General features: G+C 42.6%; 1 pseudogene. It reads right to left on the reverse strand.

From position 1 onward, the window contains the following. A pseudogene (locus tag FDX22_RS32220) lies at positions 1-223 on the reverse strand (integrase); the annotation flags it as partial.

Consider the following 223-nt stretch of genomic DNA (forward strand, 5'->3'; position numbering starts at 1 on the left):
ATCGGTGAGAAATGTTTTGAACAAGGATTTGTAGAGCTTAAGATGCTTATGGATAGCCTCAACACCCACAAGCTCATCAGGTGACACGTCATCACAATCTATCAACTGCTGAACATTCATCGAGCGATATGGTTGGACAACACGCTTAGGTAAATTCTCAACAACTTCCATCACCTGTCTAATATCCTGTTTAGTGATCGCAGTTACGTCCGTATTTTGCCCC

The organism is Citrobacter sp. TBCS-14, assembly GCF_005280805.1.
Classification (GTDB): Bacteria; Pseudomonadota; Gammaproteobacteria; order Enterobacterales; family Enterobacteriaceae; genus Citrobacter; species Citrobacter gillenii.